The following is a 19,011-nucleotide window of genomic DNA, read 5'->3' on the forward strand; positions in this document are numbered from 1 at the left end:
CCGCCTCCACCGCACCGGCCGTCGTCTCAGCCACCCTGGACCACCACCCTCCTCGTCGCCACCGACTGCACCAGCCGGCCCACCAGCAGCAGCGTCAGCGCCCAGCCACCCTGGAAGGCGTACGCCTCCACCAGCCCCCAGCCCGTCCGCTTCCCGAGCAGCACATCGGCCGGCACCTGGAGCAGCGAGGACCACGGGAGCACCCGCGCCACGTCGCCCAGCACCCCGGGGAACAGCGTCAGCGGGAGCAGCATCCCGGAGAAGAACATCCCGGCCAGGGCCGTCATCTGCGACACCCCGGCCCCGTCCAGCAGCCAGAACGCGGAGAGCGCCACCAGATAGCGGATCGCGAAACTGACCACGACACCGAGCGTCACCGAGACGAGGAAGGCCAGCCAGATCCCCGGCGAGGCGGGCAGCGCCAGATCGAAAGCGAGCGAACCCAGCAGCATCGGCACGATGCCGCGGCCCAGCAGATGGAACGCAGCTCGCCCCAAGTCGCCCGCCATCCACCACAGTTGGAGGTCCACGGGACGGTAGAGGTCGACCGCGACATCGCCGGTGCGAATCCGCTCTATCAGCTCGTCCTCGAAACCGCCACCCATCATGGCGCAGGTCATCAGCAGCGCCTGCCCCAGCCACACATAGGTGAGCGCCTGAGACATGTCATAACCGCCGAGCTGCGGACGCTGGTCCCACAGCGCCACATAGGCGTACGCCATGATGAACCCGAAGACGGTGTTGGTGAAAACTCCCGCCGCCGTCGCCATCCGGTATGTGGCATAGCGCCGGAACCCTCCCGCCGCCACCACCGTATACAGCCGCACCGCATTCACCCCCTGCGCTCGGGCGCCCAACGGCGTTGGACACCAAAGCGCAAGACCCTAGTCCACCGGACGCAGCCGCCGCGACCGCTTTTGGCGGTCGATCCGGTGCTTATTCCACAGAAAAGGGCACTATGGGGGAACTGACCGCGGCCGAGGAGTCTGCACGGACATGAGCGACGAGCCACAGCAGCCGGGCGGGGAGAACGAACCCCGGGGCTGGGACCCCAGGGACCCGTCCGCCCACGGCAGCAACAGCGGCAACAGGGGCAGCAGGGGAGAACAAGGCGGTGAACAGGACGGTCGGCACGGCGGCCCACAGGACGGTCGGCACGGCGGCCCACAGGACGGTCAACAGGACGGCACCGCCAAGCAGCCCAAGCGCCCCAAGCGCCCCCGACGGCCCGAACGCACCGGCTGGCGCCGCGCCGTCCCCACCTGGCGGATGGTCCTCGGCGCCGTCCTCCTTCTCGTCCTGCTCCTGATCGGCGGCTTCATCGCCGGGTACGAACTCGTCGACATCCCGCCCGCCAACGCCAACGCCACCGCACAGTCGAACGTCTACCTCTACAAGGACGGCAGCGTCCTCGCCCGCTCCGGCGAAATCAACCGCGAGAACATCAAACTCGCCCAGGTCCCGCTCACCGTCCAGCACGCCGTACTCGCCGCAGAGGACCGCGACTTCTACTCCGAACGGGCGGTCGACGTCAAAGCCATGGCCCGAGCCGCCTGGAACACCCTCGCCGGCAAGGGCACCCAGGGCGGCTCGACCATCACCCAGCAGTACGTCAAGAACTACTACCTCGGCCAGGAACAGACCATCACCCGCAAGATCAAGGAGTTCTTCATCGCGGTCAAACTCAACCGCGAGGAATCCAAGAGCCAGATCTTCGAGGGCTACCTCAACACCAGCTACTTCGGCCGCAACGCCTACGGCATCCAGGCCGCCGCACAGGCCTACTACGGCAAGGACATCGGCAGCATCACCACCGCCGAAGGCGCCTACCTCGCCTCCCTCCTCAACGCCCCCAGCGCCTACGACGTCGTCGTCCACCCCGGGAACAAGGCCGCCGCCCTCGCACGCTGGAACTACGTACTCGACGGCATGGTCAAGGAGAAGTGGCTCGGCGCCCGCACCCGCGCCACCCTGAAGTTCCCCGTACCCGGCAAGGTCAACCCGCCCATCGGCCTCTCCGGACAACGCGGCTACATCATCCAGGCCGTCGAGGACTACCTCACCACCAACAAGGTCATCGACGAGAACACCCTGGCCACCGGCGGCTACCGGATCACCACCACACTGGAGAAGAAGAAACAGAACGCACTCGTCAAAGCCGTCGACGACAACGTCATGTCCCAGACGAGCAGCGACCGCACGGCCGACCGCAACGTCCGCGTCGGCGGCGCCTCCATCGACCCCGGCACCGGCCGCGTCGTCGCCATGTACGGCGGCGTCGACTACACCAAGCAGTACGTGAACAACGCGACCCGCCGCGACTACCAGGTCGGCTCCACCTTCAAACCGTTCGTCTTCACCTCCGCAGTCGCCAACGGCTCCACCACCCAGGACGGCCGGCGCATCACCCCCAACACCGTGTACGACGGCACCAACAAACGCATGGTCGAGGGCCCCAACGGACCCACCGGCTACTCCCCCGCCAACGAGGACGACATCAGCTACGGACCCATCACCGTCCGCGACGCCACCGACAAGTCCGTCAACGCCGTCTACGCCCAAATGGCCGAAGACGTCGGCCCCGCCAAGGTCGAGCAGACCGCCGTCGGCCTCGGCATCCCCCGGAACACCCCCGACCTCACCGCCTCTCCGTCCATCGCACTCGGCGTGGCCACCGCCAGCGTCCTCGACATGACCGAGGCGTACGCCACCCTCGCCAACCACGGAAGGCACGGCGCGTACGTCCTCGTCGACAAGGTCAGCAAGGGCGGCACGGACCTCGAACTCCCCAGCAGGAACACCAAGCAGGCTGTCAGCCGCGAAGCCGCCGACACCACCACCTCGATCCTCCGGAGCGTCGTCGAGAACGGCTCCGGCACCGCCGCCCAGGGCGCCGGCCGCCCCGCCGCCGGCAAGACCGGCACCGCCGAGGACGACAGGGCAGCCTGGTTCGCCGGCTACACCCCCGACCTCACCACCGTCATCGCCGTCATGGGCCAGGACCCCGAGACCGGCGTACAGAAATCCCTCTACGGAGCACTCGGACTGGCCCGCATCAACGGCGCCGGCGCCCCCGCCCAGACCTGGGCCCAGTACACCGAAGCCGCGCTGCGCGGCACCACGGTCGAGGAGTTCGACCTGACCCTCGAAAGCGGCGCCGACGAAACCACCTCACCCACCGGGGAGAGCACCGTCCCCGGCGAAACCGGGACACCGTCGGAGCAGCCCTCCGGCACGCCGCCGAGCAGCTTCGAAAGCATCGCACCCGGCAGTCCGCCGAGCCCCGGAAACAGCGAAGCCACCACCGGCGGCACGGACATGGGCGACTTGACCGGCGGCGGACCGCAGGACGGCAGATGGCACAACGGCGGATGGCACAACGGCGGACCGGACTACGGCGACGGCGGCGGCGACAACGGCGGCCCCCGCGACGAGGACGACGGCGACAGAGACCGCTACGACTTCCTCCCGGGCGCCCGAGGCACCCCGGCCCCCGCAACGCCCCCGCCGCCCACGGCTCCCACAGTTCCCCCGGCTCCCCCTGGCCCGCGTTAGTGACCCGAGGTCGCCTTCAGCCCCACGACAGCCACCAGCAACAGACAGACGAAGAAGATCCGGGCAGCGGTCGCCGGCTCGTTCAGCACCACCATGCCGAGCACCGCCGCCCCCGCCGCACCGATACCGACCCACACCCCGTACGCCGTCCCGATCGGCAGCGTCTTCGCCGCCTGGGACAGCAACATCATGCTCGCCACGATCCCGACACCCGTGAACACACTCGGCCACAGCCGGGTGAACCCCTCGGTGTACTTCATCCCTATCGACCAGCCCACTTCCAGCAGACCGGCGACAATCAGCAGAACCCACGCCATGACGGCACCTCCGACAAGACAGAACACGGAAAATACGGTGCGTCGTCTTTGCGAAACCCGGTACGGCGCGTCTCGTCGGGGGTCAGCCCACCATAGCAAAGAACAAGCAAAGGGCCTGGTGACACCGGTCACCAGGCCACACCCGCCACTGCTGCTGTCGCTACCGCCGACTACAGAAACCGATCACGGAACCGGTCATGGATACGGATCGACAGATACGGATCACAGATACAGCCCGGTGGAATCCACCGACCCCTCGAACCGGTCCGCCGCCACCGCATGCAGATCCCGCTCACGCATCAGCACATACGCCACACCGCGCACCTCGACCTCCGCACGGTCCTCGGGGTCGTACAGCACACGGTCACCCGGCTCCACCGTCCGCACGTTCTGGCCCACCGCGACCACCACGGCCCAGGCCAGCCGACGACCGACCGCAGCCGTCGCCGGAATCAGGATGCCGCCACCGGAACGCCGCTCGCCCTCAGGCGTATCGGACCGGACCAGCACGCGGTCATGCAACATGCGGATGGGCAGCTTGTCGTCGGTGTTCTCGCTCACGCCCCGCAACCTACCTGCCCACCACGGCTCCACACGCCTCCGGGGTACACACCTGCGGAGCACACGGCCCGCACCATCACTTGTTCCGGCGCCGCTTCGACACCGTCAGCAGACCCACGACACCCACCGCGAGCAACGCCGCCGGAACCACCCGCTCCAGACGCGGAGCACCGTCCGCGGACACGAACCGCGTCTTCACATCCGACACAGCCCGGTTCACCGCGACAAAAGCCCGACCGGCCGTCCGGTCCACGGCTTCGGCAGCCCTGGCCTTCGCATCACCCATGATCGTCTTCGGGTGCACCCGCACCCCGATCTCATCGAGCACCACCGCAAGCTGCTCACGCCTGCTGATGATGTCCGCCTCGATCTGCGCAGGGGTCCTGGCATCCGACACTGCGCCGCCTCCGTGGTCCTCGTCCGGTAAACCTTCATCGACAGTCTGTCAGCTCCACCGCCCACGTACCCGGCGGCACCCCTATTACGCTCGGTCCCATACACCCCTACGTGTCCAACTGAGGAGAACCATGAGCGAGCGACTCCAGCCCGGCGACACCGCCCCCGCCTTCACCCTCCCCGACGCCGACGGCAACGACATCTCGCTCGCCGACCACAAGGGCCGCAAGGTCATCGTCTACTTCTACCCGGCCGCCCTCACCCCCGGCTGCACCAAGCAGGCCTGCGACTTCACCGACAACCTGGAACTCCTCGCAGGCGCCGGATACGACGTCATCGGCGTCTCCCCCGACAAGCCCGAGAAGCTCGCCAAGTTCCGCGAAAAGGAAAACCTCAAGGTCACCCTGGTCGGGGACCCCTCCAAGAAGACCCTGGAGGCATACGGCGCCTTCGGCGAGAAGAAGCTCTACGGCAAAACGGTGACGGGCGTCATCCGCTCCACGATCGTCGTGGACGAGGACGGCAAGGTCGAGCGAGCCCTCTACAACGTCAAGGCCACCGGCCACGTAGCCAAAATCATCAAGGACCTCGGCGTCTGAACCCGGCCCATAGGCGCTGCCCCGCACGACTGAACGATGTGAGGGACATCCCACCGAGGAGGCAGCAGAACTGGTCGCGCCCCAGACACCGGACCCGAAGTTCTGACCCCGGGCCGCCGCGCCTCTTCGGCGCCCTCGTCGGAATGGCCCGCACTGCTTCAGCGTCGATTGAATCAGTGCGGGCCATTCCGCATCTTTTCGGATATCGGACGTAACTCTCCGATAAAAGGCTCGTTGATCCGTACGAAGCCGCGAACGCGCGGTCGGATTCGGAGGGGATCACGCCGGTTCGGTATACCCGCGAGCTACCGGAAGGTGTTGACCGCGACGTCGAACACCAACGCCTCGGTCCCGCTTGCACGAGGGGGAGAAATGTCTGACGTGTACGAGCGGGAGAAGCTCACCACCGCCGTCGCCGAGTCCAAGAACTGGACGGATCTGATGCGTCGGCTCGGACTCAAGAAGAGCGGCGGCCAGCGGCGCGTACTGCAGGAGAAGGTAGCCGGGCACGGGCTGGATACAGCCCACTTCAAGCAACGAAGTCCATGGCTGAAGTACCCGGACGCGGCCATTGAGGCCGCCGTTGCGTCCTCGTCGTCGCTGCGTCCTCGTCGTCGCTGCGCGAGGTCGTCACCAAACTCGGTGCACCACCGGCAAGCGGCACGCTTTCTCACATAAGCCGCCGCATCACGGCCGCGGGGATCGATGTCAGCCACTTTCCCGGCATGAACCGTCCGCAACTGGACCTGCTGTTCACCACCGAGGAGTTACGGACTGCCACGGCCGCGGCCGAGAGCATTCGCGGAGTGGCGCGAAGCCTTGGGATGGGCGACGACAGTCAGTCACGCTCTGCGCTGGCGAGCCTGCTGCGCAGGAGAGGGATCGATACCTCACATTTCCGGAAGGCGCGCCTTGCGATCCCGGAGGACACTCTGCGGAACGCCGTCCAGCGCGCTACCAGCTACGCGGACGTCATGCGGGCACTCGGCCTTGAGGTCAACGACACGAACCACCGCCGCGTGCGGCGCAAGGTCCTGCAGCTGCAGCTCGACACAAGCCACTTCACTCGCCGCTCCTGGGCTTCGATGCAGGTGCACGAGCCCAAAGCGATCGCACCGACGACCCTGGTTGTCAGGCCTCAAGGGTCAACACTCACAAACCGGGAAAGACTGCACCGCGCCCTTCAGGAGATCGGTGTCGCGTACCGCTGCGAATCCTGCGGCAACCCGGGAAAGTGGCTGGGGCAGTCCTTCACGCTCCAGATCGATCACATCAACGGTGAGTGGCTCGACAACCGGGCCGAGAACCTTCGCTACCTCTGCCCCAACTGCCACGCGCTCACTGACACATGGTGCCGGAACCGGCGCCCTGCTAAATCGGCCGCCGTATAGGTCTTCGGGTCTGTTGCAGCCTTCCCTTGTAGACTGCCGGAGACGCGCGAGTGCTGGAATTGGTGAGACAGGCTGGTTTTAGGTACCAGTGCCCTAGCGGCGTGAGGGTTCGAGTCCCTCCTCGCGCACCCCGGTGACAGGCCCGGCTCGCTTCTGCAGCGAGCCGGGCCTGTCACGTTCACCGAGAGACTGTCACCCCACCAACTCCCGCACCACCGGCACCAGCGCCCGGAACGCCTTGCCGCGGTGGCTGATCGCGTTCTTTTCCGCCGGGGTCAGTTCCGCGCAGGTGCGGGTGGAGCCGTCCGGCTGGAGGATCGGGTCGTAGCCGAAGCCGTTCGTGCCGGACGGGGTGTGGCGCAGGGTGCCCGTCAGGCGGCCCTCGACCACGCGTTCCGTGCCGTCGGGGAGGGCGAGGGCGGCCGCGCAGGCGAAGTGGGCCCGGCGGTGGGCGTCGTCGATGTCGGAAAGCTGGGCCAGGAGCAGGTCCAGGTTGGCCCGGTCGTCGCCGTGGGTGCCGGACCAGCGGGCGGAGAAGATGCCGGGGGCGCCGCCGAGTACGTCCACGCAGAGGCCGGAGTCGTCGGCGATGGCGGGGTGGCCGGTGGCCTTCGCGAGGGCGTGGGCCTTGAGCAGGGCGTTCTCGGCGAAGGTGACGCCGGTCTCCTTGACGTCGGGGATGTCCGGGTACGCGTCCGCGCCGACGAGTTCGTGGTCGAGGCCTGCGTCGGCGAGGATCGCGTGGAGTTCGGTGATCTTCCCGGCGTTGCGGGTGGCGAGGATGAGGCGGGTCATGTCACCCAGTATCGGGGGTGGTCAGGGGCTGCAGACCTTGCCGATTTCCTTGGCGGCGTCGGTGACCGGGGTGATGTCGGGGGTGGCGTCGCCCTTGTCGATCGAGTCGCGGACGTTGCCGACACCGGCCCGGAGGTGGTCGACGGCCTTGCCGAGGTCGGCGTTGTCGGTCTTGTCGCCGAGGTTGCCGAGTTCCTTCTCGATGTCGTCGAGGGCTTCGGATGCCTGGGTGGGGTCGTCGGACGCGGTGGAGACGGCCTGTTGGAGGTTGTCGACGCTGGTGGCGATGGCGTCGGCGGTTCGCACGCAGTCGAGTGCCTTGTCGACGGCGCCGCAGCCGGCTGTCGCGGTGAGGGCGAGGGTGAGGGTGGTCAGGGTCAGCGCGACGGTGGTGCGGCGGTGGCGGTCGGCCTTGGCCATGGTGCGGTTCCTCCCCGGGTGCGGATACGCGGACGGGCGCACGGTTCGACCCGTGCGCCCGTGCTCGTAACGACGCGTTGTGGTGCGTATGTGGTTGCTTCTTTACTCGGCCAGGGTGCGGGCGAGGGCCTCGTGCTGAATGACGGTGAGGTCTGCGCAGCCCGCGGTGGCGAGGTCGAGGAGGGCGCCGAGTTCCTTGCGGTCGAAGGGGGCGGCCTCGGCGGTGCCCTGGACTTCGACGAAGCGGCCGTCGCCGGTGCAGACGACGTTCATGTCGGTCTCGGCGCGGACGTCCTCCTCGTAGCAGAGGTCGAGGAGGGGGGCGCCGTCGACGATGCCGACGCTGACCGCGGCGACAGTGTCGGTCAGCGGCTTGCGGCCGTGCTTGACGAGCTTCTTGTGCTGGGCCCAGGTGACGGCGTCGGCGAGGGCGACGTAGGCGCCGGTGATGGCGGCGGTGCGGGTGCCGCCGTCGGCCTGGAGGACGTCGCAGTCGAGGACGATGGTGTTCTCGCCGAGGGCCTTGTAGTCGATGACGGCGCGCAGGGACCGGCCGATGAGCCGGCTGATCTCGTGGGTGCGGCCGCCGATCTTGCCACGTACGGATTCGCGGTCGCCGCGGGTGTTGGTGGCGCGGGGCAGCATGGAGTATTCGGCGGTGACCCAGCCTTCGCCGCTGCCTTTGCGCCAGCGGGGGACGCCTTCGGTGACGGAGGCGGTGCAGAAGACCTTGGTGTCGCCGAAGGAGATGAGTACGGAGCCTTCGGCGTGCTTGCTCCATCCGCGTTCGATGGTGACGGGGCGGAGCTGTTCGGGGGTGCGGCCGTCGATACGAGACATGGCATCGACCTTATCGGGTGCGGGGCCGGCACCCGTTCGGGTGCGATGCAGGCCCCGTCCGGGTGGGGCGGACGGGGCCTGCGGGGTGCTGGTGCTAGTGGGGGGGGTGGGGGTAGTGCTGGTGCCGGTGCCGAGTTGGTTTGCTCGGCTCAGCGGGATCCGGCGAGGCGCGGCGGGGAGGTCAGCCGGTGATTCGGCGGCCGGTCACATCATGTCTTCGATGTCGGCGGCGATGGGGTCGGCGTCGGTGCCGATGACGACCTGGATCGCGGTGCCCATCTTGACGACGCCGTGGGCTCCGGCGGCCTTGAGCGCGGCTTCGTCGACCTTGCTGGGGTCGTGGACCTCGGTGCGCAGGCGCGTGATGCAGCCTTCGATCTCGTCGATGTTGTCGATACCGCCGAGCCCGGCGACGATCTTCTCAGCCTTGCTGGCCATGGCCTTCTCCCTGGTTGTTCCCATGCATGCGACGGCCCACCATGGGTCCGTTTCGTCACCGTAACGCACGTTTGGCCCAGCTTCGCGGGCGAGTGACTGGACCGTCCCCAATGATGACGATCACCGATGCCCTGCCTTCCAGGCGGGTTACGCACCGTACCCCGACTGGTCTACACCATTGTGCAACGACCCCCGACCGTGCCTTGTTCCGGGAGGACGCCGATGAGCTCGAGCAGTGCCGCAGCACCACGGAAAACGTGGTGGAACGGCCTCTTCCAGGGCCTCCAGAAGATGGGCCGCAGCCTCCAGCTCCCGATCGCCGTGCTGCCGGCGGCCGGCATTCTCAACCGGCTGGGCCAGCCGGACGTATTCGGCGACGAGGGGCTGCACTGGGGCAATGTCGCCAAGGTGTTCGCGGCGGCGGGCGGCGCGCTGCTCGACTCGGGGTTCGGCCTTCCGCTGCTGTTCTGCATCGGTGTGGCGATCGGCATGGCGAAGAAGTCGGACGGTTCGACCGCGCTCGCCGCGGTGACCGGCTTTCTCGTCTATTACGCGGTACTGCATGCCTTCCCGGTGAACTGCGTCCCGGGAGCCAAGTTCATCGGCGCCGGAATGTGGTCGGGGGTCTGCGTCCTGTCGGACACCACGGTCACGCAGGCCGGTTACCAGAACCCCGGGGTGTTCGGCGGCATTGTGATGGGTCTGCTGGCCGCCTGGTTCTGGCGGCGGTACCACCGGGTCAAGCTGGTGGACTGGCTGGGCTTCTTCAACGGCCGCCGGCTCGTGCCGATCATCATGGCGTTCGTCGGTCTTCTCTTCGCGGCGCTGTGCGCGTGGGTGTGGCAGCCGGTCGGTGACGGTCTGACCAGCTTCTCCAAGTGGCTGGTGGACCTGGACTGGGCGGGCTCGGGCATCTTCGGTGTCGCCAACCGTGCACTGCTGGTCATCGGTCTGCACCAGTTCCTGAACACGTTCGTCTGGTTCCAGTTCGGTGACTTCACCAAGCCGGACGGCACGGTCGTGCACGGTGACATCAACCGGTTCCTGGCGGGTGACCCGACTGCCGGTCAGTTCACCTCGGGGTTCTTCCCGATCATGATGTTCGCCCTTCCGGCCGCGGCGCTGGCGATCTACCACTGCGCCAGGCCGCATCGGCGGAAGGCGGTCGGCGGCATGATGCTGTCGGTCGCCCTGACGTCGTTCGTGACGGGTATCACCGAGCCGATCGAGTACTCGTTCGTGTTCATCGCGCCGGTGCTGTACGCGATCCACGCGGTGCTCACCGGCGTCTCGATGGCGGTGACCTGGGCGCTCGGGGTCAAGGACGGCTTCAGTTTCTCCGCGGGCCTGATCGACTACGTCATCAACTGGGGTCTGGCGACGAAACCGTGGCTGATCATTCCGATCGGCCTGGTCTTCGCCGCCGTCTATTACGCGATCTTCCGGTTCGCAATCATCAAGTTCCATCTCCAGACTCCGGGCCGGGAGCCCGACGAGGTGGAGGAGGAGATCGAGAGGAACCTCACGAAGTAGCACTTCAGCAGGGCTTTCGGCCCGGCCGGAGCAGGCCCTCGGACCCTTGCGGTCCGGGGGCCCCTCGCCATGTCACCGAGCGTGGGTGATGGCTCATGCGAAGTAATCGCAAATTGCAGGTTCCTTATCCAACCCATACCGTGCTACAACTGGTCTACACCACTGAGTGGTCCAGACCGCGTGCGTTCTGCCGCGTTTCTCGAGTCGCCGCCTCCCCCCGTCAATGACCTCGGCGGCGCCTTGTCCAATGGAGGAAGTTGATGTCCACGGCAGACACCGCACCCGCGGTCACCAAGAAGAAGGGCGCCGGCGTGATGGCGGTCATGCAGCGCATCGGCCGCAGCCTCATGCTGCCGGTCGCGGTGCTGCCCGCGGCCGCGCTGCTGGTGCGTCTCGGCAACGCGGACATGCTCGGCCGCGACTCGTTCCCGACGTTCATCACGAAGTTCGCCGGCTACATGGCCGCGGGCGGCGGTGCCATTCTCGACAACATGGCGCTGCTGTTCGCCGTGGGTATCGCGATCGGCTTCGCCAAGAAGTCGGACGGTTCGACGGCCCTCGCCGCAGTCACCGGCTACCTGGTCTTCCAGAAGGTGCTCGCCACCTTCACCGACAGCAGCCTGCCCCAGGTCGCGAGCGTCGTGGACGGCAAGATCGTCATGAACGACGCACCGGTCAACGCCGGTGTGCTCGGCGGCGTCGTGATAGGCATCGTCGTGGCCCTGATCTACCAGCGGTTCTACCGGACGAAGCTGCCCGACTGGGCGGGCTTCTTCAGCGGCCGTCGCCTCGTCCCGATCCTGTCGGCCTTCGCGGGCCTGATCATCGGCATCATCTTCGGTCTGATCTGGCCGGTCCTCGGCACCGGTCTGCACAACTTCGGTGAGTGGCTGGTCGGTTCCGGCGCCGTCGGCGCGGGCATCTTCGGTGTCGCCAACCGTGCGCTGATCCCGGTCGGCATGCACCACCTGCTGAACTCGTTCCCGTGGTTCCAGGCGGGCGACTACAACGGCGCCCACGGAGACATCGCCCGGTTCCTGGCCGGTGACCCGCAGGCCGGACAGTTCATGACCGGCTTCTTCCCGATCATGATGTTCGCCCTTCCGGCGGCCTGCCTCGCGATCGTCCACTGTGCCCGTCCGGAGCGCCGCAAGGTCGTCGGCGGCATGATGTTCTCCCTCGCGCTCACCTCGTTCGTCACCGGTGTGACCGAGCCGATCGAGTTCACGTTCATGTTCATCGCCCCGGTGCTGTACGCGATCCACGCGGTCCTTACGGGCGTGTCCATGGCCCTGACCTGGGCGCTCGGCATCAAGGACGGCTTCGGCTTCTCGGCCGGCCTGGTCGACTTCGTCCTGAACCTCGGCATCGCGAGCAAGCCGTGGCTGCTGGTCCTGGTCGGCCTCTGCTTCGCGGTGGTCTACTACGTGGTCTTCCGCTTCGCGATCACCAGGTTCAACCTGCCGACTCCGGGCCGCGAGTCCGACGAGGAGCTTGCCGAGCTCCTCAAGGCCGAGGCGAAGTAGGCCTCACCGCGGGCCTCACCCCGGCGCACGACGAAGCCCTCACCTTCCCCTCGGGAGGTGAGGGCTTCGTCGTGCACGAGATGTGCGGGACGGCTAGATCTCGTAGACCGCGCCCGGTGCCGCCACTTCCACCGGTCCGCGGAAGAGCATGCGGGCGTCGGCCAGGTTGCGGTCGGCGTCGGTCCACGGCGGGATATGGGTGAGGACGAGCCGTCCCACTCCGGCACGGGCGGCGACCTCACCCGCTTCGCGGCCGTTGAGGTGGAGGTCCGGGATGTCCTCCTTGCCATGGACGAACGATGCTTCGCAGAGGAACAGGTCGGCTCCCTCGGCGATCTCGTCCAGGGCCTCGCAGGCGCCGGTGTCGCCGGAGTACGTGAGCGTGCGGCCGCCGTGCTCGATCCGGATGGCGAAGGAGTCGACGGGGTGGCAGACCTTCTCCGTACGGACCGAGAAGGGGCCGATCTCGAACGAGCCGGGCTTGAGGGTGTGGAAGTCGAAGACCTCGCTCATCGCCCGCTCGGACGGGGTGTCGCCGTGGGCGGTGGTCAGCCGCTCTTCGGTGCCGTCGGGGCCATAGACAGGGATGGGGCTGGGACGGCCCCCGTCGTGCCGGTAGTAACGGACGACGAAGTACGCGCACATGTCGATGCAGTGATCGACATGGAGGTGGCTGAGGAAGATGGCGTCGAGGTCGTAGAGACCGACATGGCGCTGCAGCTCGCCGAGGGCGCCGTTGCCCATGTCGAGGAGCAGCCTGAAGCCGTCGGCCTCTACGAGGTAGCTCGAACATGCCGATCCCGCGGACGGGAACGAGCCGGAGCAGCCGACGACGGTGAGCTTCATGGAGCGTGAACCTCCGAGACGTGGGAACGGGGAGGGTTCGTGCGGTCTGTTGAACGGTTTGTCGAGCGTAAGGCGCGAAACAGCCGGTCGCTCCTCCATGGCCGTCCGTTGTGGGGGAACTCACCTGCTCTGTCACCGGTTCGATGGAAGAGGCCGGGGCGCCGGTACGGTCGGGACATGAGCATGTCCTGGTGGTGGATCGCGTTTGCCGTTGTCGTGCTGCTCGCGCTCGTCGCGGCGGTTGCCGATGGGCGGGGGCGAGGCGGGCGGGGGCCGGGTGGGCGTCGCGGCGGGTCGGCGGGTGCGCGCTCGGGCGGGCGTCCGGGCGGGCGGACGCGTCCGCCCGCGGGGCCGGGGCGCGAGCCGGGACCGGAGCGGAGGCCGAGGCCGGGTGAGATCTGGTGGGCCGAGGTGCCGTACGAGGACGGGCCGGGGACGAAGGACCGGCCCTGTCTGGTGCTGTCGGTACGGGGTGACTCGGCGCTCGTCGCGAAGATCACCAGCAAGCACCACGAGGAGCGGCCGGGGGTGATCGCACTGCCCGCGGGGGCGGTGGGGGACGCGCGGGGGCGGGCGAGCTTCCTGGAGACGGATGAGCTGCGGGAGGTCGCCCTGCGGGGCTTCCGGCGGCTGGTGGGGGTGGTGGACGCGGGGGTCTGGGAGCGGGTGCGGAAGCTCGGGTGAGGTGGGGTGGGGCGAGGTGGGGCGGACCCGGGGCTCGAACGCCGGACGGGCCGGTGGTTCGGCTCGTCCGGCGTTCGAGCCCCGGGGTTCTGCCCGGAGCTGAGGTTATGCCCAGAGCTGACCGTGCAGGGTTTCGATGGCCTCTTCCGTCGTGGGGGCGGTGTAGACGCCCGTCGACAGGTACTTCCAGCCGCCGTCCGCGACGACGAAGACGATGTCGGCCTGCTCCCCCGCCTTGACGGCCTTGTTTCCGACGCCGATCGCGGCGTGGAGTGCGGCGCCGGTGGAGACGCCCGCGAAGATGCCCTCCTGCTGGAGGAGTTCGCGGGTGCGGGTGACGGCGTCCGCCGAACCGACGGAGAAGCGGGTGGTGAGGACCGAGGCGTCGTAGAGCTCGGGGACGAAGCCCTCGTCGAGGTTGCGGAGCCCGTAGACGAGGTCGTCGTAGCGGGGTTCGGCGGCGACGATCTTGACGTCCGGCTTGTGCTCGCGCAGGTAGCGGCCGACGCCCATGAGTGTGCCGGTGGTGCCGAGGCCGGCCACGAAGTGGGTGATGGACGGGAGGTCGGTGAGGATCTCCGGGCCGGTGGTGGCGTAGTGGGCACCCGCGTTGTCGGGGTTGCCGTACTGGTAGAGCATGACCCAGTCGGGGTGCTCGGCGGCCAGCTCCTTGGCGACGCGTACGGCGGTGTTGGAGCCGCCCGCCGCCGGGGAGGAGATGATCTCGGCGCCCCACATGGCGAGCAGGTCGCGCCGTTCCTGGGAGGTGTTCTCCGGCATGACGCACACGATGCGGTAGCCCTTGAGCTTGGCCGCCATGGCGAGCGAGATGCCGGTGTTGCCGCTGGTGGGTTCCAGGATGGTGCAGCCGGGGGTCAACCGGCCGTCCTTCTCGGCCTGTTCGACCATGTGGAGCGCGGGGCGGTCCTTGATCGAGCCGGTGGGGTTGCGGTCCTCCAGCTTGGCCCAGAGGCGGACGTCGTCCGACGGTGACAGCCGCGGCAGGCGGACGAGCGGGGTGTTGCCCACTGCGGCGAGCGGGCTGTCGTAGCGCATCAGTTCATGCCGCCGGCGACGGCCGGGAGGATGGTGACGCTGTCGCCGTCGCTGAGCTTGGTCGAGATGCCGTCGAGGAAGCGGACGTCCTCGTCGTTGAGGTAGACGTTCACGAAGCGGCGGAGTTCGTTCCCGTCGACGATGCGCTCACGGATGCCCTTGTGGCGGCTGTCCAGGTCCGTGAAGAGGTCGGCGAGGGTGTCTCCGTTGCCCTCGACGGCCTTGGCGCCGTCGGTGTAGGTGCGGAGGATGGTCGGGATGCGGACCTCGATGGCCATGGCGTGGGCTCCTGTCTCAAGCAGATCGAAGCGGGGAGGTGGCGTGGGCGCGCGGTTCTGCCCCCGCGCGGGGGTTGGTGCGTGGCGCATGGGTGTTCGCGGTGCCGCGAGCCCGGCTCAGGCCTTGTGGCCGGCGGGCAGGCGGCACGTACAGATCGCGCTGGAGAGCCTGCACAGGTCGACGTGCAGCCGCGCGACGAGCAGCGTGCCCGGCGTCCTGTCGCTCACGTCATGGGGAACCATGCGGTCATCGTATCGATTCCCGGTCCGCGATCTGGAGTGTGATCTCACCTGATGGATGATGGGCGTTCGGTGGGTGGACAGGGCCGTGGTGGACGGGACCTCGGTGCAGCCGGTCCCGTCCGGCCGGTGGCGTGCCGGGTCGGGCGATGTGACGAGGTCAGGCGGGTTCGTACGCCTCGACGACCTCGATGTCCTCCTCGGTGATCTCGCCGTCCACGATCCGGTAGGAGCGGAACTGGAAGGGGCCCGCGTCGTCGGTGTCCGCGGTGGAGACGAGGACGTAGTGGGCGCCGGGTTCGTTGGCGTAGGTGACGTCGGTGCGGGAGGGATAGGCCTCGGTCGCGGTGTGGGAGTGGTAGATGATCACCGGCTCCTCGTCGCGGTCGTCCAGCTCGCGGTAGAGCTTGAGGAGGTCGGCCGAGTCGAACTCGTAGAAGGTGGGCGAGCGGGCGGCGTTGAGCATGGGGATGAACCGTTCGGCCCGGCCGGTTCCGGCCGGGCCCGCGACCACGCCGCACGCCTCGTCGGGGTGGTCGGCGCGGGAATGCGCGACGATCTGGTCGTAGAGCGCCTGGGTGATGGTCAGCATGGCGCCAGGATAGGCATGCGGGCCCCGGCGTACCGAGGGGTGGTACGCGGAGGCCCGCATGGTGGACGCGACTGCGGGGCGGCCGGTACGCCGGGGCGGCTCGACGGTGGATCGGGGGCTCGCCCACGGGTGGTCTCAGCTCTTCTCGAAGGCCTTGTTCGCGGGGTTGCGGGCTTTGAGCACCACGTACGAGATGCCGAGCAGGAGCGCCCAGAGCGGGGCACAGTACAGCGAGATCCTGGTGTCCTTGTCGATGCCCATCATCACGATGACCAAGCCGATGAAGGCCAGTGCGAAGACGCTGGTGTACGGGGCGCCTGGGGCCCGGAACGTGGACCGCGGGAGCACGCCGCGGTCGGCGAGGCCGCGGTAGCGGATCTGGCAGCAGAGGATCATGATCCAGGCCCACATGCCGGAGATGGTGGCGAAGGAGACGACGTAGGTGAAGGCGTCGCCGGGCCACTGGTAGTTGATCCAGACGCCGACGAGCATCAGGGCGGCGGAGAAGGTGGTGCCGATGAGCGGGGTGCCGCTCCCGGTGAGCCGGGTGAAGAACTGCGGGCCCTGGCCGTTGAGCGCGAGGTCGCGGAGCATGCGGCCGGTGGAGTACATGCCGGAGTTGCAGGAGGAGAGGGCCGCGGTCAGCACGACGAAGTTGACGATTCCGGCGCCGACGACGAGGCCCATTTCCTCGAACGCGGCGACGAACGGTGAGATGCCGGGCTTGAACGCGGTCCACGGGACCACGGAGAGGATCATGACGAGGGCGCCGACGTAGAAGACGGCGATGCGCCACGGCACGGTGTTGATGGCCTTGGGCAGGACGGTCTTCGGGTCCTTGGACTCACCCGCGGTGACGCCGACGAGTTCCACGGCGAGGAAGGCGAACATCACGATCTGCAGGGTCATCAGGGTGCCCTTGATGCCGTGCGGGAAGAAGCCGCCGTCGGCCCAGAGGTGGGTGACGGACGCGGTGTCCCCGGCGTCGGAGAAGCCGAGGGTGAGAATCCCGGCGCAGATGAGGATCATGCCGACGATGGCGGTCACCTTGACCATCGAGAACCAGAATTCGAGTTCCCCGAAGAGCTTTACGGAGATCAGGTTCACGCCGTACAGAATGACCGTGAAGACCAGTGCCGAGACCCATTGCGGAAGGGCGAACCAGAACGTCATGTACTGGGCTGCCGCGGTGACTTCGGTGATTCCGGTGACGACCCAGAACAGCCAGTAGGTCCACCCGGTGACAAAGCCGGCGAAGGGGCCGATGAATTCGCGGGCGTACTCCGAGAAGGAGCCCGACACCGGGCGGTACATGAGGAGTTCGCCCAGGGCGCGCATGATGAAGAAGATCACCAGACCCGCGACGGCATAGGCCAGGACGAGACTGGGTCCGGCTTTCGAGATCGCCTTTCCCGCACCGAGGAAGAGGCCGGTGCCGATGGCTCCGCCGATGGCGATCATCTGGATCTGCCGGGCGCCGAGGGCCCGCCGGTATCCCTCGCCCGCCGGGCCGGCATCCGTGACCGCCGCGGCCGGCCGGCCGTCCTGTCCCTCGTCCACCTGCGCCGATGTCATGTGCCGCTCCCCACCGATCCGTGCCGTGCCCTTGGGAACAGGGTCGGTGTCCTCGGGCGACCGTGAACACTTGTCGGAGGCAGACGGGTGACGCACCGGACGTGGTCCGGCCTACGGCGAGGGAAGAACGACCGGGAATTTCCGGTCACCATGAAAGTGGCCGTTCAGGTGGCCGTTCAGGTGACGCGTACGCCCATCGCGTGCACGAGCACCCGTCGCGCGGCCTCGGGACATCCACGCGCAACCAGGGAACTGCGGAACCGCGAACCCGCAGAACTACGAAATCCGGAACTATGGAACTGCGGAACTATGGAACTGCGGAACTACGGCATCAGGGTTTCCACGAGGGTTTCCTGGAGCGCGCCGAGCCAGAGATAGGCCATGACCATCGGCTTGCGCGGATCGCTGTCGGGCAGCCGGTAGAGGGAGCCTGCCTCTCCCTCGTCGTCGTCGGTGACCTCCAGTCGGGTGCCGATGGTCAGCCGGAGGTCGTTGAGGGCGCCGAGCCAGTTGCGGCATTCGTCGGCGGAGAGAGTGAGTACGGCGCCGCCGTCCCTCTCGGCCGTGAGGGCGTCCAGGGTGCGTACGACCGTGAGGGCGTCCTCGCGCTTGCGGGCGCGCAGATCGTTCTCGGTGAAGCGGCGGAACTCGGCGGACGCGGCGCGCACCTCGGTGTCCTCGTCGCCGTACGCCTCGGGGAAGAGGCGGGCCAGGGCGGGGTCGGCGGGCGGTTCGCTGGGTCCCTCGGCGAAGAGCGCGGCGAGCGGGTCCTCGCCCTCGGCGGGTTCGTCGCCGGGGCCGATCAGTTCCAGCAGCTGGACGGCGAGGGAGCGCAGGATCGCGATCTCCACCTCGTCGAGCGCGACGGCCGCGCCGCCGTCGGGGGTGGCCTTGAAGTGGCCGGCCATGGGTTCTCTCCGATGGTGGGTCGGGCGGGGCAGAGGAGGATCGGACCGGCCCGGCACCCCTGCGGGCACACCTGGCCGGTCACGGCACTAGTTGCGGTCCTGGGTGAGGGTGGCCCACAGTCCGTAGCGGTGCATGGCCTGGACGTCGCGTTCCATCTCCTCGCGGCTGCCGCTGGAGACGACGGCCCGGCCCTTGTGGTGGACGTCCAGCATCAGCTTGTGGGCCTTGTCCTTGGAGTAGCCGAAGTAGGCCTGGAAGACATAGGTCACATAGCTCATGAGATTGACCGGGTCGTTGTGGACCAGCGTCACCCAGGGGACGTCGGGCTCGGGGACGACGCGGCTGTCCTCGGCCGATTCGGGACGCTCGATCTCTGTAGGGGCGACACTCACCCACCCCATGCTGCCACCCAGGAGGGGTCATCGCACAAACGACCCGAGATCTCGTCACTCTGACGAAA

At 67.9% G+C, this 19,011-nt stretch carries 23 protein-coding genes, 1 tRNA gene and 1 riboswitch; of the genes, 8 read left to right on the forward strand and 16 right to left on the reverse strand.

Translation table 11 applies throughout. The features are described from left to right. Positions 1-26: 26 nt before the first annotated feature. Positions 27-827 carry an ABC transporter permease gene (locus tag OG306_RS13455; RefSeq protein WP_266746418.1) on the reverse strand — a complete coding sequence of 267 codons (801 nt, stop codon included), beginning with the start codon at positions 825-827 and terminating at the stop codon, positions 27-29. 169 nt (positions 828-996) lie between these two features. Between OG306_RS13455 and OG306_RS13460 the strand changes: the two genes are divergently transcribed. Continuing rightward, complete coding sequence (locus tag OG306_RS13460; RefSeq protein WP_266906555.1) at positions 997-3,555, forward strand: transglycosylase domain-containing protein; 2,559 nt, start codon at positions 997-999, stop codon at positions 3,553-3,555. Here OG306_RS13460 and OG306_RS13465 read toward each other — a convergent pair. From OG306_RS13465 to OG306_RS13475, 3 genes are all read right to left on the reverse strand, one after another. After that, the gene (locus tag OG306_RS13465) at positions 3,552-3,872 is read right to left on the reverse strand and encodes a DMT family transporter (RefSeq protein WP_266746420.1); all 321 of its coding nucleotides are present in this window, start codon (positions 3,870-3,872) and stop codon (positions 3,552-3,554) included. The genes OG306_RS13460 and OG306_RS13465 overlap by 4 nt on opposite strands. 36 nt (positions 3,873-3,908) lie before the next feature. Next, positions 3,909-3,969, reverse strand: a riboswitch (guanidine-III (ykkC-III) riboswitch). Between the two features lie 125 nt (positions 3,970-4,094). Then, positions 4,095-4,433, reverse strand: a complete 339-nt coding sequence (locus OG306_RS13470) for a GroES family chaperonin (protein ID WP_030923137.1) — start codon at positions 4,431-4,433, stop codon at positions 4,095-4,097. Between the two features lie 76 nt (positions 4,434-4,509). Next, a complete protein-coding gene (locus OG306_RS13475) occupies positions 4,510-4,830 on the reverse strand; it encodes a DUF3618 domain-containing protein (protein ID WP_327259205.1) in 321 nt (106 codons plus the stop codon). 130 nt (positions 4,831-4,960) lie between these two features. Here OG306_RS13475 and bcp point away from each other — a divergent pair, with 130 nt between their 5' ends. From bcp to OG306_RS13495, 4 genes are all read left to right on the forward strand, one after another. Beyond that, on the forward strand, positions 4,961-5,428 hold the full coding sequence (bcp, locus tag OG306_RS13480; RefSeq protein WP_266746422.1) for a thioredoxin-dependent thiol peroxidase: 468 nt from the start codon (positions 4,961-4,963) through the stop codon (positions 5,426-5,428). Positions 5,429-5,800: 372 nt separating this feature from the next. Beyond that, the gene (locus OG306_RS13485) at positions 5,801-6,106 is read left to right on the forward strand and encodes a hypothetical protein (protein ID WP_266906553.1); all 306 of its coding nucleotides are present in this window, start codon (positions 5,801-5,803) and stop codon (positions 6,104-6,106) included. Positions 6,107-6,153: 47 nt separating this feature from the next. Continuing rightward, complete coding sequence (locus OG306_RS13490; protein ID WP_266906551.1) at positions 6,154-6,819, forward strand: HNH endonuclease; 666 nt, start codon at positions 6,154-6,156, stop codon at positions 6,817-6,819. 44 nt (positions 6,820-6,863) lie between these two features. Continuing rightward, positions 6,864-6,947, forward strand: a tRNA-Leu gene (locus OG306_RS13495). Positions 6,948-7,011: 64 nt separating this feature from the next. On the opposite strand, the gene rdgB is transcribed toward OG306_RS13495, so the two are convergent. From rdgB to OG306_RS13515, 4 genes are all read right to left on the reverse strand, one after another. Then, on the reverse strand, positions 7,012-7,614 hold the full coding sequence (gene rdgB, locus OG306_RS13500; RefSeq protein WP_266906549.1) for an RdgB/HAM1 family non-canonical purine NTP pyrophosphatase: 603 nt from the start codon (positions 7,612-7,614) through the stop codon (positions 7,012-7,014). Positions 7,615-7,635: 21 nt separating this feature from the next. Further along, positions 7,636-8,034, reverse strand: a complete 399-nt coding sequence (locus OG306_RS13505; protein WP_266746425.1) for a hypothetical protein — start codon at positions 8,032-8,034, stop codon at positions 7,636-7,638. A gap of 102 nt (positions 8,035-8,136) precedes the next feature. Next, positions 8,137-8,874 (reverse strand): ribonuclease PH, encoded by a 738-nt coding sequence (gene rph / locus OG306_RS13510; protein ID WP_266746426.1) that lies wholly within the window; start codon positions 8,872-8,874, stop codon positions 8,137-8,139. A gap of 204 nt (positions 8,875-9,078) precedes the next feature. Further along, positions 9,079-9,336 (reverse strand): PTS glucose/sucrose transporter subunit IIB, encoded by a 258-nt coding sequence (locus tag OG306_RS13515; protein ID WP_266746427.1) that lies wholly within the window; start codon positions 9,334-9,336, stop codon positions 9,079-9,081. Positions 9,337-9,534: 198 nt separating this feature from the next. Here OG306_RS13515 and OG306_RS13520 point away from each other — a divergent pair, with 198 nt between their 5' ends. Both OG306_RS13520 and OG306_RS13525 read left to right on the forward strand, forming a co-directional pair. Continuing rightward, positions 9,535-10,845, forward strand: coding sequence for a PTS transporter subunit EIIC (locus OG306_RS13520; RefSeq protein ID WP_266746428.1), 1,311 nt, complete (start codon positions 9,535-9,537; stop codon positions 10,843-10,845). A 260-nt stretch (positions 10,846-11,105) separates the two neighbouring features. Then, positions 11,106-12,371: a PTS transporter subunit EIIC gene (locus OG306_RS13525; protein WP_266746429.1), complete on the forward strand. Its 1,266-nt coding sequence runs from the start codon at positions 11,106-11,108 to the stop codon at positions 12,369-12,371. A 93-nt stretch (positions 12,372-12,464) separates the two neighbouring features. On the opposite strand, the gene OG306_RS13530 is transcribed toward OG306_RS13525, so the two are convergent. After that, a complete protein-coding gene (locus OG306_RS13530; protein WP_266746430.1) occupies positions 12,465-13,217 on the reverse strand; it encodes an MBL fold metallo-hydrolase in 753 nt (250 codons plus the stop codon). 177 nt (positions 13,218-13,394) lie between these two features. On the opposite strand from OG306_RS13530, the gene OG306_RS13535 reads away from it, so the two are divergent. After that, positions 13,395-13,901: a type II toxin-antitoxin system PemK/MazF family toxin gene (locus OG306_RS13535; protein WP_266746431.1), complete on the forward strand. Its 507-nt coding sequence runs from the start codon at positions 13,395-13,397 to the stop codon at positions 13,899-13,901. A 105-nt stretch (positions 13,902-14,006) separates the two neighbouring features. Here the strand turns inward: OG306_RS13535 and OG306_RS13540 are convergent, their stop codons facing one another. The 7 genes from OG306_RS13540 to clpS all read right to left on the reverse strand — a co-directional run bounded on the left by OG306_RS13540 (position 14,007) and on the right by clpS (position 18,952). Beyond that, positions 14,007-14,957 carry a PLP-dependent cysteine synthase family protein gene (locus tag OG306_RS13540; protein ID WP_327349782.1) on the reverse strand — a complete coding sequence of 317 codons (951 nt, stop codon included), beginning with the start codon at positions 14,955-14,957 and terminating at the stop codon, positions 14,007-14,009. Next, entirely contained in the window at positions 14,957-15,235 is a 279-nt protein-coding gene (locus OG306_RS13545; protein ID WP_327349781.1) for a MoaD/ThiS family protein, read from the reverse strand. The genes OG306_RS13540 and OG306_RS13545 overlap by 1 nt, the downstream gene beginning before the upstream one ends. A 117-nt stretch (positions 15,236-15,352) precedes the next feature. Continuing rightward, positions 15,353-15,478: a putative leader peptide gene (locus OG306_RS13550; protein WP_266752738.1), complete on the reverse strand. Its 126-nt coding sequence runs from the start codon at positions 15,476-15,478 to the stop codon at positions 15,353-15,355. Between the two features lie 157 nt (positions 15,479-15,635). Continuing rightward, the gene (locus OG306_RS13555) at positions 15,636-16,067 is read right to left on the reverse strand and encodes a M67 family metallopeptidase (protein WP_266746434.1); all 432 of its coding nucleotides are present in this window, start codon (positions 16,065-16,067) and stop codon (positions 15,636-15,638) included. A gap of 135 nt (positions 16,068-16,202) precedes the next feature. Then, positions 16,203-17,642, reverse strand: coding sequence for an amino acid permease (locus OG306_RS13560; RefSeq protein WP_266746435.1), 1,440 nt, complete (start codon positions 17,640-17,642; stop codon positions 16,203-16,205). 323 nt (positions 17,643-17,965) lie between these two features. After that, positions 17,966-18,550: a DUF2017 domain-containing protein gene (locus OG306_RS13565; RefSeq protein ID WP_266746436.1), complete on the reverse strand. Its 585-nt coding sequence runs from the start codon at positions 18,548-18,550 to the stop codon at positions 17,966-17,968. Between the two features lie 87 nt (positions 18,551-18,637). After that, the gene (gene clpS, locus OG306_RS13570) at positions 18,638-18,952 is read right to left on the reverse strand and encodes an ATP-dependent Clp protease adapter ClpS (RefSeq protein WP_266906545.1); all 315 of its coding nucleotides are present in this window, start codon (positions 18,950-18,952) and stop codon (positions 18,638-18,640) included. Positions 18,953-19,011 lie beyond the last annotated feature (59 nt).

This window comes from Streptomyces sp. NBC_01241, from assembly GCF_041435435.1.
Taxonomy (GTDB): Bacteria; Actinomycetota; Actinomycetes; order Streptomycetales; family Streptomycetaceae; genus Streptomyces.